We start from the raw sequence: 12,901 nt of genomic DNA, 5'->3' as shown, positions 1-12,901 counted from the left end.
AGTCGGTCGAGCGGGTTCCGAGGGGTGGACCGACGCTACAGCCCCGCGGCGGCGGTCACCGCGCGACGAGTCAGCACCTGCGCCAGGTGCTCCCGGTAGTCCGCCTGGGCGTTGAGGTCGCTGCTCGGGGAGGTCCCCTCGGCGGCCGACCGGGCCGCCGCGGCGATCGCCTCGGGCGTGGCCTCGGCACCGGCCAGTGCGGCCTCCGCCGCGGTCGCCCGCAGCGGCGTGGTGCCCATGTTGGTCAGCCCGATCCGGGCCTCGGCGATGTGCCCGTCCTCCCGCCGGACGACCGCGGCCACCGCCACGATCGACCACGCCTGCGCCACGCGGTTGAACTTCTCGTAGCGCATGCCCCACTCACCGGCCAGCTTGGGGACGCGGACCTCGACGAGCAGCTCCCCCTCCTCCACGGCGGTGGTCAGGTAGTCGACGAAGAAGTCCGCCGCCGGCACGGTCCGCCGTCCCTGGAGGCCGGCGATGACGAACTCCGCGTCCAGGGCGAGGGCCACCGCCGGCAGGTCGCCCGCGGGGTCGGCGTGGACCAGGGCCCCGCCGAAGGTGCCGCGGGCCCGCACCTGCCGGTCGGCCACCGTCTCGGTCGCCTCGGCGATGAGCGGGGCGTGCTGCTGCACCAGCGGGTCGGTCATGACGTCGTGGTGCGTCGTCATGGCCCCGATGACGATGGCGTCGCCGTCGTCCCGGACGCCGCGCAGCTCGGCGACCCGGCCCAGGTCGACCACCGTCTCCGGCGCGGCCAGCCGCAGCCGCATGACCGGGATCAGCGACTGGCCGCCGGCCAGGACCTTCACGTCGTCCCCGCCGTCGGCGATGGCCTGCAGGGCCTCGTCGATGCTCGTCGGGCGGGCGTACTCGAACGCAGCGGGGATCATGGCTCGACTCCTTCGTCGTCACCGGTCACGGCTCGTCTCCCCTGTCGCCTCGGCGGGATCACCGGTCACCTCCGAGCGCGGACTGGGGGGTGGAGACGCCGGCGGTGGTCTCGGTCTGCGCCCCGCCGTACGCGTTGGTGCCGGCGGTGGCGCGGTCGCCGCCGTCCCCACCGCCGTGGATGGCCCGCCAGACCCGTTCGGGGGTCAGCGGCATCCGGATGTCGCGCACCCCGAGGTGCCGGACGGCGTCCAGCGCGGCGTTGACCACGGCCGGCGTGCTCGCGATGGTGCCGGCCTCGCCGACCCCCTTCGCGCCGATCGGGTTGCCCGGGGCCTCGTGCACCGTGTTGCCGGTGTCGAAGTGCGGCAGGTCGGCCGCCGAGGGCACCAGGTAGTCGACGAAGGTGCCGGTGGTGAGGTTGCCGTCGGCGTCGTACACGGCCTCCTCGAACAGCGCCTGCGCGATGCCCTGCGCCAGCCCGCCGTGGATCTGCCCCTCGACGATGAGCGGGTTGACGATCGTGCCGACGTCGTCCACGCAGGCGTACTTGCGGATCTTCACCATGCCGGTCTCGGTGTCGACCTCCATGGCGCAGAGGTGCGTGCCGTGCGGGAAGGAGAAGTTCTCCGGGTCGAAGGTCGCGTCCGCGTCGATCGAGGGCTCCACGCCCTCGGGGAAGTTGTGCGCCGCGAACGTGGCCAGCGCGATCTCCTGGATGGAGACCTCCGCGCCCGGGGTGCCGCGGACGGAGAACTTCCCGCCGGAGAAGTCGAGGTCGTCCTCGCTCGCCTCGAGCAGGTGCGCGGCGACCCTGCGGGCCTTCGCCACGACCTTCTCGGCCGCGTTGACGACCGCGGCCCCGCCGACCACGAGCGACCGGGACCCGTAGGTGTCCAGCCCGCGCGGCGAGATCGAGGTGTCGCCGTGCAGCACCTCGATGTCCTCGAACGGCACCCCGAGCCGGTCGGCGACCAGCTGGCTCCACGCGGTCTCGTGACCCTGGCCGTGCGGGGTCGCCCCGCTGACCACCTCGACCTTGCCGGTCGGGAGCATCCGGATGGAGGCGTGCTCCCAACCGCCGGCGCCGTAGGACAGCGAGCCGAGCACCCGGGAGGGCGCCAGACCGCACATCTCGGTGAAGGTGGAGACGCCGATGCCGAGCTGCACCGGGTCGTTCGACTCCCGTCGGCGGCGCTGCTCCGCGCGCAGCTCGTCGTAGCCGAGCAGCTCCAGCGCCTTCTGGGTCGCGGTCTCGTAGTCGCCGCTGTCGTAGGTCATCCCGGCCACCGAGGTGAACGGGAACTCCTCGGCCCGGATCCAGTTCCTGCGGCGCAGCTCCAGCGGGTCCATGCCGAGCTCGACGGCGAGCTCGTCCATGATCCGCTCGATGGCGAAGGTCGCCTCGGGGCGCCCGGCGCCGCGGTAGGCGTCGGTGGGCGTCTTGTTGGTGAAGATGCCGTCGCACTCGAAGCGGTAGGCCGGGAACTTGTAGATGCCGTTGAACATGAACGCACCCAGCACCGGGACGCCCGGGCTGACCAGGCGCAGGTAGGCGCCCATGTCGGCGAGGATCCGGCAGCGCAGGCCCTTGACGTTGCCCTCGCGGTCGGCGGCGATGTCGATGTACTGGATCTGGTCACGGCCGTGGTGGGCCGTCATCAGCGACTCGCTGCGGGTCTCGGTCCACTTGACCGGCTTCCCGAGCCGGCGGGCCACGAGCAGGCTGATGACCTCCTCGGGGGTGACCTGCAGCTTGCCGCCGAAGCCGCCGCCGACGTCGGGGGCGACCACCCGCAGCTTGTGCTCGGGCACCCCGGTGACCATCGCCAGCATGATCCGCAGGATGTGCGGCACCTGGGTCGAGGACCACATCGTGTAGTTGTCGCCCTGCGGCTGGACGACGACCGAGCGGGGCTCCATGAACGCCGGGATCAGCCGCTGCTGCACGAACCGGCGGCTGACCACGACCTCGGCGTCGCGGAACGCCTCGTCGGTGTGCTGGCCGGTGCCGGCGTCCCCGGACTCGAAGACGAAGTGGAAGCTGCGGTTGGACTCGAGGTGGTCGTGGGTCAGCTGGGCGCCCTCGGCGACCGCCTCCTCCATGTCCAGCACCGCGGGCAGCAGGTCGTAGTCGACGTCCACCAGCTCGACGGCGTCCTGCGCGGCGGCCTTGCTGCGCGCCACGATGACCGCGACGGCCTCGCCGACGTGGTTGACCTCGTCCACGGCGATCGACGGGTGGCCGGGGTTGACCATGTCGGGGGTGACCGGCCAGGCGCACGGGATCGAGCCCTGCTCGTCGGCCACGTCCCGCCCGGTGAGGACGGCGATGACGCCCGGGGCCTCCTGGGCGGCACTGACGTCGATCGAGCTGATCTTCGCGTGCGCCACGGGGCTGCGGACGACGGCCAGGTGCAGCATGCCGGGCAGCACCGTGTTGTCGGTCCAGGTGGTCCGGCCGGTGATCAGCCGGGCGTCCTCCTTGCGGCGGCGGGCCTTGCCGACCTCGCGCTCCGGCGCCTCGGCGGTGGCCCGGTCCTCGACGGCGGTCATGCCTGGCCCACCACGTGCGGAGCGGCCGCGGTGTCGACCTCGGCCGGGGAGACGGAGCCGGCGCCGCGCATCTCGCCGGCGGCCTGCTGCACCGCGCGGACGATGTTCTGGTAACCGGTGCAGCGGCAGAGGTTGCCCTCGATGCCCTCGCGGACCTCGGTGTCGCTCGGGTCCGGGTTCTCCTTGAGCAGGTCGACCGAGGCCATGATCATCCCCGGTGTGCAGTACCCGCACTGCAGGCCGTGCATCTCGTGGAACGCCTTCTGCACCGGGTGCAGGCCGCCGTTCGGCGCCAGCCCCTCGATGGTCGTCACCTCACCGCCGTCGGCCTGGACGGCCAGCACGGTGCAGGACTTCACGGCCGCGCCGTCCAGGTGGACGGTGCACGCGCCGCAGTTGCTGGTGTCGCACCCGATGACGGTGCCGACCTTCCCCAGCTGCTCCCTCAGGTAGTGCACCAGCAGCGTCCGGGGTTCGACGTCGTCGGTGTACGTCACCCCGTCCACCCGCACGTTGATCTGGGTCACCGTTCCTCCGCTCCTCTGCAGGGGTCACGCGTGGTGCCGGGCAACAGCCCCACCTGCGGCGAGTGTGTCGAGGAGCACGTGACTTAGGCCACGCTTACCTGAGGACGTCGCGCGCAGGGAACACCGCACCAGCGGACTGGAGGGTCGTGATCCTCCGCTTGTGCGGCGGATCCGCGGACGCATCTCCGTTTCTGCGGCGTGCGGCCAACGTTGCAGGGGCGTTGCAGCGACTCCGGTGGGCACCGGTGCGCGGACCCGGCTGGAGCGGCTCCAGGACGACGTAGTTAGGTGAGCCTCACCTACTCGAAGGGAAGCTCATGTCCGTTCGCCCGTTCCTGCGCGGCGCCACCCTGCTCGCCACCACCGTCCTCGTCGCCGGTTGCGGCTCCGGCGACGCAGGGTCCTCCGGGGGGACCGCCGCGTCCAGCAGCCCCTCGGGCTCCGGCGGCGCCTTCCCGGTCTCCGTCGAGACGGCCTTCGGCGACGTCGAGGTCCCGGAGGAGCCTGAGCGGGTCGTGGCCCTCGGCTGGTCGGACGCCGAGACCGCGCTGGCGCTGGGCGTCCAGCCGGTGGGCGCCAGCGACTGGCTGGCCTTCGGCGGCGAGGGCGTCGGCCCGTGGGCCGAGGGGCGCTACGACGAGGCACCGGAGATCATCGAGACGCTCGAGCCGAGCCTCGAGGCGGTCGCCGCGCTGCAGCCCGACCTCATCCTGGACACCCGCTCCCCCGCCACGCAGGAGCGCTACGACGCGCTCAGCTCCATCGCGCCGACCGTCGGCCAGCCCGAGGGGGTCGGCCCGTACCAGACCACCTGGCAGCAGCAGCTGGACCTGGTCGGCCATGCGCTGGGCCGGGAGGAGCAGGCCGACGAGCTGCAGGTCGAGGTCGAGCAGCAGTTCACCGCGGCCGCGGCGGCCCACCCGGAGTTCGACGGTACCGAGGTCGCCGTCGGCGCCTACACCTCCGAGGGCTTCGGCGCCTACGTCCGCGGCGACACCCGCGTCGACTTCATGGAGGCGCTGGGCTTCACGAACAAGGCGGCCGTCCAGGACCTGGCCGGGGAGAACTTCTTCGTCTCGATCAGCGAGGAGCAGGTCCCGCTGCTCGACGCGCCCCTCACCGTGGTCTTCCCGATCTTCGTCGACGCGTCGCAGATCACCGGCAACCCGCTGTGGCAGTCGCTGCCCTCGGTGCAGCAGGGCAACGCCCTGGTGCTGGAGGACCAGACGCTGGTCAACGCCTTCTCCAGCGGCTCGGCGCTGGGCACCCGGTACGCGCTGGAGAACGCCGTCCCGCTGTTCGCCGACACCCTCGGTTAGCAGGAGGACCCCCTGCCCCCACCGCTCGGAGGCTCGCGGCGGGCCCCCGCAGAGGGGCCGCCCCCGAGCGTCACCGGGCCGGTGCGGGCGCCGTCCGCACCGGCCCGGTCCGCTGCTCACGACGGCGCAGCAGCGCCGAGGCGGTCAGCGCGACGAGCCCGACCGCGGCCAGCGCGGCGCCGACGGCGGCCGGCGCGGTCCAGCCCAGGCCGGCCGCGATGACCACGCCCCCCAGCCAGGCGCCGAGGGCGTTGGCGGCGTTGAGCGCCGAGTGGTTGAGCGCGGCGCCCAGCATCTGCGCCTCGCCGGCGACCTCCATCAGCCGCAGCTGCAGGGTCACCACCAGCACCGAGGCGGTCGCCGAGAGCAGGAAGAGGATGACCAGCAGCGCCGGCGCCCAGCCGGCGACGAGCGCCACCAGCGCCAGCAGCAGGCCCATGGTGCCCATCGCCCCGACCAGCGAGCGGAACAGCGCGAGGTCGGCGAGCCGGCCGCCGAGCGCCGTCCCCAGGACGCCGCCGACGCCGAAGACCAGCAGCACCCACGGCACCGCCCCGCGCGGCAGGCCGGCCTCCTCCGTGCTGAGCGGCGAGACGTAGCTGTAGACGGCGAACATGCCGCCGAAGCCGACCGTGCCGACCAGCAGGGTCAGCAGCACCTGCGGACGCCGCAGCGCGGTGAGCTCGGTGGCGATCGTGACCTCGCTCCGGCCGGGCGCGGACGGCACGAACGCCAGAACGGCCAGCACGGTGGCGACGGCGAGGACGACGACCGCCCAGTAGGCCGCGCGCCAGCCCAGCGTCTGCCCGAGCCAGGTCGCCGCCGGGACCCCGGCCAGGTTGGCCACCGCCAGGCCGAGCATGACCGAGCTGACCGCCCGGCCCCGCAGCTCGGCCCGCACCAGCGAGGCGGCCACGAGCGAGGCCACCCCGAAGTACGCGCCGTGCGGCAGCCCGCTGAGGAAGCGGGCGAGCAGCAGCGAGGAGGGCCCGACGGCCAGCGCGCTGCCGAGGTTGCCGAGGAGGAACGCGACCACGAGGCCGACCAGCAGTCCCCGCCGCGGCAGCCGGGCGCCGAGCGCGGCGATGACCGGGGCGCCCACGACCACGCCGAGCGCGTAGGCGGAGATGACGTGGCCGGCGGTGGGGATGTCGACCCCGACGCCCTCTGCGATCTCCGGCAGCACGCCCATGGTCACGAACTCGGTCGTGCCGATGGCGAAGCCGCCCAGCGCGAGGGCGACGACCGCGGCGACGACCCACCGGGTGCTGAGCTGGGGGACGTCGGGCGCTGCAGTCACGTGGAAGAGGCAAGGCGGCCCACCGCGGCCGCATTCCCGCCGGCCCACCGGCAGGTCCCGTCGCGGCCCCGACCCCGCGGCTCGTCCGCGGGGTGTGCACTGATGGTGGTGTCCGGGGGGCCGGAGACCACCATCGGTGCACGGGACGTCGGGTCACCTCTCGCCGTGAGCCTGCGAGCGGTGGGGCAGGGGGTCCTCGTTCAGTGCAGGCGCAGCGGGCCGCGCGGGACCCGGCGCAGCCGGTGCAGGTGCGCGGCGACGGCCGGGCGGCTCGGGGCGCCGGGCGGCAGGGTCTCCAGGCAGGCCTGCCACACCGCGGCGTCGTGCTGGGCCTCGGGCAGCCGCGTGTAGCGCAGCAGCAGCTCGGGACGGCGGGCGGCGAGCACGGCCTGCCGCAGCGCCGCGGACAGCCGGTCGCGGGCGGCGACCACACCGGGCGCCGACGAGCGGGGCAGCACGGCGCCCGGGTACCGCTCGAGCGCCGGGCCGACGGCGCCGCGCGCGAGCAGCCGGCGCACCTGGTCCAGGTCGGTCTCCAGCGGGCCGGTCAGCCGGTAGGGGCGGGAGCCGAGCAGGTGGGCGCCGACCAGCCGGCGCAGCCGGGACAGCTCGGCCCGGACGGTCACGGCGGCCGCGTCGCCGGCGTGGCACTCCGCGGCCAGCTGCTCGGCCGTGCGCCCACCGCCGCCGGCCGCCGCCTCGGCGAGCAGGAGCAGCAGCTCGGAGTGGCGCAGCGAGAGCTCAGCGGGGCCCGACGGCAGCTGCAGCCGGGCGCGCTCGCGGCCGAGCACCTCCAGCCGCGGGACGGGGCGGGCGGCCGGGCGGGGCGCCGGGGCCGCCGGCCGGGCGGCGTCCTCGCGGTGCAGCCAGCGCAGCTCGGCCTCGACGGCGGCGACCGTGGCACGGACGAGGGTGAGCACCTGCGGGCTGGCCACGTGGTCGCCGCCGGTGACGTCGATGGCGCCCAGCAGCACACCGGTGACCGGGTGGTGCACCGGCGCGGCCGAGCAGCTCCACGGCTGCACCGGGCGGCGGTAGTGCTCGCTGCCGTAGATCTGGACGGCGTGGTCGAGGGCCAGCGCGGTGCCGGGGGCGTTGGTGCCGGCGACGTCCTCGGACCACCGGGCGCCCTCGACGAAGTGCATCGCCTCGGCGCGTGCCCGCAGCTGCCGGTCGCCCTCGACCCACAGCATCCGGCCGTCGGCGTCGGTGACCGCGACGATCATCCGGTCGGCCTCGGCGTCCTCGACCAGCAGCCTACGGATCACCGGCAGCGCCGGCGCCAGCGGGTGGGCGGCGCGGTAGGCCAGCAGCTCGTCGTCGAGCAGGTCGACCGGCGGGGCGGCGCCGTCGGGGTCGACGCCGCCGGCGAGACTGCGCTGCCAGGAGTCCCAGACGACGGCGCGCACCAGGTCCGGCGCGGCGGGGCCGGAGCTGGTGACGAGTGCCTCGTGCGCGGCGCGCAGCCGCCGGGTGTGCGCGGGGTCGGGCCGGCCGTCGGGCAGCGCGACCCACGGGTTCATCGTCGTCACGGCGTCGTCCGCGGGCTCGGGTCCATCGTCCGCCCATCGTGACCGCTCCCACGCGATTCCACCAGGGAACCGGTGGTGCCCAACCGGTTCGGAGGAGGTATCGGTGCAGGCCGGGCGGGCAGCAGCGCCCGCGGGTCCCCCGCCCGCAGCGCGCCGGCCCACAGACCGGCGCCGTAGGCGAGGTCCTCGAGGCGCCGGCCGGCGGCGAAGCGCAGCAGACCGACCCGGCGCCGGTGCGGCCACCAGGCGAGGACGGCGTCGGCGACGGCGGCCGCCGCGGCGAGACGGCGGGCCCGGCGGGAGACCGCAGCCGCGACCAGGGCCAGCGGCCAGTGGTGGCGGGTGACGCTGCGCGCCAGCGTCCTGCCCGCCGCGGCGCTGCCCCGCACGACGAGCACCGCCGCCAGCCCGACCGGTGCGCGCTGCCCGGGCCGGGCCAGCCGGGGCGCCAGGCGGGCGGTGGCGACGGCCAGCACCGCGGCGCAGCCCAGCGCGCCGGAGCGGCGTCCGGTCAGCGCCAGCGCCCAGGCCGCCGCCGACCACGGCGAGAGCACGACGGGAGCGACGGCGGCCCCGTGCCGCGCGGCCAGCAGCGCGGCGCCGGTGCCGTAGAAGGCGCGGCGGCGCAGCCACTCCCCGGTCGCCGCCCGGTGCTCGTGGGCGACGGCGGCCGACGGCTCGTAGCGCACCCGCCAGCCGGCCGCGACCAGCCGCCACACCAGGTCGACGTCCTCGGCGACCCGCATCGACTCGTCGAAGCCGTCGCCGAGGGCGTCCCGGCGGGCCACCATCGCGGCGCTGGGCAGGTAGGACACCGCCGTCCCCGGGGCGACCGGCGCCGGGTCGGGCCCCATGTCCAGCGCGCTGACCGTGGCCTCGTACGGCGCCACCCAGCCGCCGCCGTCCGACGGGAGCGCGGTGATCCGGGGCGCCACCAGCGCCAGCCGCGGGTCGGCGGGAAGCCGCACCAGCGGCCCGGACCAGCCCGCCAGCGGCACGCAGTCGGAGTCGAGGAACGCCACGAGCGGGGTGCTCGCCGCGCGCAGGCCGGCGTTGCGGGCGGCGGCCGGGCCGCGGGCGGTGGCGTGCCGCAGCACCCGGGCGCCGTGCCGGCCGGCCACGGCGGTCACCGCGGCCGGGTCGGCGGAGCCGTCGTCCACCACGAGCACCGGGACGGCGGCGGTGTCGGGGTCGGCGCGCAGCGCGGTGAGCAGCCGTGCCAGCTCGGCCGGGCGGTCCTTGACCGGGACGACGACGGTCAGCTCCCCCACCGGGTCGCCGTCCGGCTCGGGGTGGGCGAGACCGGCGTCGAGCAGCCGGGCGGCGAGGGCGGCGGTGGTCGCGTCCCGGACGACGAGCCGGTCGGTGCGCAGCAGGTCACGGGCGCGGGGGTGCAGGCGCAGCAGCCGCAGCGGGGAGCCGCCGAGCAGCGTCGTCCCCCCGTCCCGGGAGCGGACGCGGGCATCGAGGCGGACGGCGGTGCCGTCGGGGAGCCGGTCGGGCGGGGGTGCGGCGACCGCGAGCCCCCCGCTCATGCCCCGGCCAGGACCTCGGCGGTCGTGGTGACCTCGACCAGCGGGGCGTAGCAGCCGAGGATCCGCATGGTGTCGTCGTGCGCCTCGTCGTCCGCGCCGGCGCAGGCGTCGGAGACCACCCGGACCAGCACACCGGCGTCCGCCGCGGGCAGCACGGTGGAGAGCACGCAGCAGTCGGTGGCCACCCCGGCGACGACGACCGGGCCGTCGCCGACCAGCTCGGCGACGGCGGGGACCCACTTGCCGAAGGTCGGCGCGTCGACGACGGGGCGGTCGCCCGGGTCCTCGGAGAGCTGGAACAGCGGGATGGCGTGGTCCTGCGTGAAGTAGTCGTACTTGGCGTAGTAGTCGGCCCACGCACCGGTCGGCTCGTCCGGGACGACGAAGCGGGTGAAGACGACGCGGTCGCCGAAGGCCTCGACCAGCGAGCGGAGGCGCGGCCGGATCTCGTCGAAGCGCGGCGTCGTCCACGGGGAGGTCGGATCGCGGAAGACCTCCTGGTAGTCGACGACGACCAGCCAACCGGACGGGGACCCCATGCGTCGGACGATAGCCCGGGGTGGTCGGCGCGGTTCCGTCAGCCGCGCAGCCGGCCGGCGGGGTCGACGTCCCACGCCCGGACGGCGGCGGTCAGCCGCCCGGCCATCCCGGCGAGCAGCTCCGCGCCCTCCTCCGCCGACGCCCCGGCGGGGTCGCCGAGCACCCCGGTCGGGCTGACCGCGCGCACCCCCTCGGCGCGCAGCCGGGGCAGCAGCTCGTCGATCGGTGCGGTCTCCCCCGCCACCGCCCGGTCCTCGCGGACCTCCTCTGGTTCCACGTGCAACATCAGTGAGGTCTCGGTGCGCCCGGCGTGCGCGTCGGCGCCGGCAGCGCCGCACGGGAACCAGGCGACCTCGCGGCCCTCGGCCCGCAGCTGCGCGCCGGCCGTGCGCAGCGCGTCGAGGTTGCCGCCGTGGCCGTTGACCAGCACCAGCCGCCCGACCCAGCGGCACGCCGAGCGGCCGTACTCGACGAGCAGCCCGGTCAGCGCCTCGGTGCCGATCGAGACGGTGCCGGGGAAGTCCTCGTGCTCGCCGCTGGCGCCGTAGGCCAGTGCGGGGGCGAGCAGGGCGCCGTCCAGGTCGTCGACGGCGGCCTCGGCGACCGCGCAGGCGACCGTGGTGTCGGTGGCCAGCGGCAGGTGGTGGCCGTGCTGCTCGACGGCGCCGAGCGGCACCAGCAGCAGCGGGCGCTCGGGCAGGTCGGGCCAGGTGGCGCCGGCGAGCCTCGTTCTCGGGACGGCGTCGGTCACCGGTGCCACGGTAGTCAGACCGCCCGGCCCACCCGGTCCCCGTCCAGGGTGGCCGCGCCGGCCCTGCGCGGGGCGAGGCAGTCGCCGACCCGGTGCACCTCCAGGCCGCTGTCGCGCAGCGCGTGCCACAGCCCGTCGTCCGCCCGCGGCGCGGTGGCGACGACCAGCCAGTCGACGGTGCGCTCCTCGACCGCGCCGGTCGGGTGGTGCAGCAGCCGCACGGCGCGGCCGTCGACGGCGGTGACCAGCCGCTCCGTCGTCCGCCGGATGCCGAGAGCCGCGGCCCGCCGCTCCCACCCGGGCCGGTCGAGGGTGAGGCCGAGGTCCTGGCCGACGACCAGCGCCGCCGTCACCACCTCGACCGTGCAGCCGCGCGCGGCGAGCAGCTCGGCGACCGAGGTCGCCGCGGCGGCGCCGAGGTCGTCGACCACCAGGACGGCGCCGGCCGGGTCGGCCGCGCCGGTGAGCACGTCCCGGACGTCGACCACCCGGTCGCCGTCCCCCGCCCAGTCCGGCCGCAGCGGGCGGGCGCCGGTGGCGAGGACGACGACGTCCGGCGCCTCCGCCCGCACCGCCTCGACGGTGGCGCGCACGCCGGTGCGCACCGCCACCCCCGTCCGGGCGCACTCGGCGGCGAGGTCGTCGACCAGCGGGCGCAGCCCCTCGCGGCCCGGGGCGGACGCCGCGACCCGGATCGCGCCGCCGGTGTCGGTCGCCTGCTCCCAGACGGTGACCGCGTGGCCGCGGGCGGCGGCGGTGGCGGCGGCGCGGAGCCCTGCCGGTCCGCCGCCGACGACGAGCACCCGGCGGCGGCGCTCCGGTGCCGGCAGCGGCGCCTCGCGGCCGGCGCGCGGGTTGGTCACGCAGCCCAGCGGCCGGTTCAGGCCCACGCGGCCGACGCACTCCTGGTTGCAGCCCAGGCAGCGGCGGACCTCGCCGTCGCGCCCGGTCAGCGCCTTGGCGGCGAACTCGGGGTCGGCGATCTGCGCGCGGACGGCGCCGACCAGGTCGCAGTCGCTCATCGCCAGCGCGCGCTCGGCCTGCGCGGGGGTGAGGAAGCGGCCGACGCCGATCACCGGGACGTCGACGGCGGCCCGGATCGCCGCGGAGAGGTAGCGGGCGTAGCCGGGCGGGGTGGTCATCGGCGGGACGACGCGGTCGAGGGTCGCCGTCGCGACGCCCACGGTGGTGCTGACGGAGTCGACGAGCCCGCGCTCGACGAGCAGCCTCGCGGTGGCCACCGCCTCGGCGAGCGTCGTCCCGCCGTCGCGGCCCTCCTCGTCGGCCAGCCGGACGCCGAGCGCGCGGCCGGGCCCCAGCGCCTCCCGGACGGCGGTGAGCACCTCGACGAGGAAGCGGGCGCGGGACTCGAGCGGGCCGCCGTAGCGGTCGGTGCGCAGGTTGGTGGCGCGGGAGAGGAACTGCCGGACCAGCGAGGACTGCGAGGCCTGGACCTCGACGCCGTCGAACCCGGCGGCGGCACAGCGGGCGGCGACGTCGGCGTAGCCGGCGACCAGCCGGGCCAGGTCGGCGGTGCTCGCCTCGCGCGGGACCTCGCGGAACAGCGGGTCGGGCACCGGGGACGGCGCGAGGACCGGCGTGCGGGTGTGCAGCGAGTCCGACTGCCCGCCGTTGTGGTTGAGCTGGGCGAACACCGGCACGCCGTGCGCGTGGACGGCGTCGGCGACGAGCCGCATGCCGGGCAGGGCGTCGGGGTCGCAGCCGTGGACGAGCTTCTCGTAGGGCCGGTCGGCGGGGTCGGTCGAGAGCTCCTCGGTGACGACCAGCCCGGCCCCGCCGGCCGCGCGGGCCGCGTAGTAGGCGGCGTGCCGCTCGGTGAACCGGCCGTCGACGGCGTAGTTCGTCAGGTGGGCCGGGAAGACCAGCCGGTTGGGCAGCGTCACCGGCCCGACCCGCAGCGGCGCAGACAGGTGTCGCACGTGGTCTCCC

The 12,901-nt window shown here is 76.1% G+C and carries 10 protein-coding genes; 1 reads left to right on the top strand and 9 read right to left on the bottom strand.

The features are described 5' to 3' along the window. Positions 1-35: 35 nt before the first annotated feature. Genes BLS21_RS17840 through BLS21_RS17830 form a run of 3 tightly spaced genes read right to left on the bottom strand, consistent with a single transcriptional unit; the run spans position 36 to position 3,974 of the window. The gene (locus tag BLS21_RS17840; RefSeq protein WP_091221554.1) at positions 36-893 is read right to left on the bottom strand and encodes an FAD binding domain-containing protein; all 858 of its coding nucleotides are present in this window, start codon (positions 891-893) and stop codon (positions 36-38) included. A gap of 58 nt (positions 894-951) precedes the next feature. After that, positions 952-3,447: a xanthine dehydrogenase family protein molybdopterin-binding subunit gene (locus BLS21_RS17835; protein WP_091221552.1), complete on the bottom strand. Its 2,496-nt coding sequence runs from the start codon at positions 3,445-3,447 to the stop codon at positions 952-954. Beyond that, positions 3,444-3,974 carry a (2Fe-2S)-binding protein gene (locus BLS21_RS17830; protein WP_091221549.1) on the bottom strand — a complete coding sequence of 177 codons (531 nt, stop codon included), beginning with the start codon at positions 3,972-3,974 and terminating at the stop codon, positions 3,444-3,446. Before BLS21_RS17830 ends, BLS21_RS17835 begins: the two co-directional genes overlap by 4 nt. A gap of 317 nt (positions 3,975-4,291) precedes the next feature. On the opposite strand from BLS21_RS17830, the gene BLS21_RS17825 reads away from it, so the two are divergent. Then, on the top strand, positions 4,292-5,293 hold the full coding sequence (locus BLS21_RS17825) for an iron-siderophore ABC transporter substrate-binding protein (protein WP_091221547.1): 1,002 nt from the start codon (positions 4,292-4,294) through the stop codon (positions 5,291-5,293). A 70-nt stretch (positions 5,294-5,363) separates the two neighbouring features. Here BLS21_RS17825 and BLS21_RS17820 read toward each other — a convergent pair whose 3' ends face one another. From BLS21_RS17820 to BLS21_RS17795, 6 genes are all read right to left on the bottom strand, one after another. Beyond that, positions 5,364-6,593 carry an MFS transporter gene (locus BLS21_RS17820; protein ID WP_091221544.1) on the bottom strand — a complete coding sequence of 410 codons (1,230 nt, stop codon included), beginning with the start codon at positions 6,591-6,593 and terminating at the stop codon, positions 5,364-5,366. A 200-nt stretch (positions 6,594-6,793) separates the two neighbouring features. Then, entirely contained in the window at positions 6,794-8,116 is a 1,323-nt protein-coding gene (locus BLS21_RS17815; RefSeq protein ID WP_091221942.1) for a GAF domain-containing protein, read from the bottom strand. Between the two features lie 5 nt (positions 8,117-8,121). Beyond that, positions 8,122-9,660: a mycofactocin biosynthesis glycosyltransferase MftF gene (mftF, locus tag BLS21_RS17810; RefSeq protein WP_091221541.1), complete on the bottom strand. Its 1,539-nt coding sequence runs from the start codon at positions 9,658-9,660 to the stop codon at positions 8,122-8,124. Beyond that, positions 9,657-10,199: a cysteine hydrolase family protein gene (locus BLS21_RS17805; protein ID WP_091221538.1), complete on the bottom strand. Its 543-nt coding sequence runs from the start codon at positions 10,197-10,199 to the stop codon at positions 9,657-9,659. The genes mftF and BLS21_RS17805 overlap by 4 nt, the downstream gene beginning before the upstream one ends. A gap of 38 nt (positions 10,200-10,237) precedes the next feature. Further along, on the bottom strand, positions 10,238-10,951 hold the full coding sequence (mftE, locus tag BLS21_RS17800; protein ID WP_245700531.1) for a mycofactocin biosynthesis peptidyl-dipeptidase MftE: 714 nt from the start codon (positions 10,949-10,951) through the stop codon (positions 10,238-10,240). 14 nt (positions 10,952-10,965) lie between these two features. Beyond that, positions 10,966-12,891: a mycofactocin system FadH/OYE family oxidoreductase 2 gene (locus BLS21_RS17795; RefSeq protein WP_091221533.1), complete on the bottom strand. Its 1,926-nt coding sequence runs from the start codon at positions 12,889-12,891 to the stop codon at positions 10,966-10,968. Between the last annotated feature and the right edge of the window lie 10 nt (positions 12,892-12,901).

It is taken from the genome of Geodermatophilus siccatus (assembly GCF_900103785.1).
Classification (GTDB): Bacteria; Actinomycetota; Actinomycetes; order Mycobacteriales; family Geodermatophilaceae; genus Geodermatophilus; species Geodermatophilus siccatus.
Note: the sequence above shows the minus strand (reverse complement) of the source record. Positions and strands in the feature narration are given on the sequence as shown.

Bases quoted from the DNA above. Each gene is read 5' to 3' on its own strand.
- BLS21_RS17805 (WP_091221538.1), bottom strand. From the start codon at position 10,199: ATGGGGTCCCCGTCCGGTTGGCTGGTCGTCGTCGACTACCAGGAGGTC.
- BLS21_RS17835 (WP_091221552.1), bottom strand. From the start codon at position 3,447: ATGACCGCCGTCGAGGACCGGGCCACCGCCGAGGCGCCGGAGCGCGAG.
- BLS21_RS17825 (WP_091221547.1), top strand. From the start codon at position 4,292: ATGTCCGTTCGCCCGTTCCTGCGCGGCGCCACCCTGCTCGCCACCACC.
- mftF (WP_091221541.1), bottom strand. From the start codon at position 9,660: ATGAGCGGGGGGCTCGCGGTCGCCGCACCCCCGCCCGACCGGCTCCCC.
- BLS21_RS17815 (WP_091221942.1), bottom strand. From the start codon at position 8,116: ATGAACCCGTGGGTCGCGCTGCCCGACGGCCGGCCCGACCCCGCGCAC.
- BLS21_RS17840 (WP_091221554.1), bottom strand. From the start codon at position 893: ATGATCCCCGCTGCGTTCGAGTACGCCCGCCCGACGAGCATCGACGAG.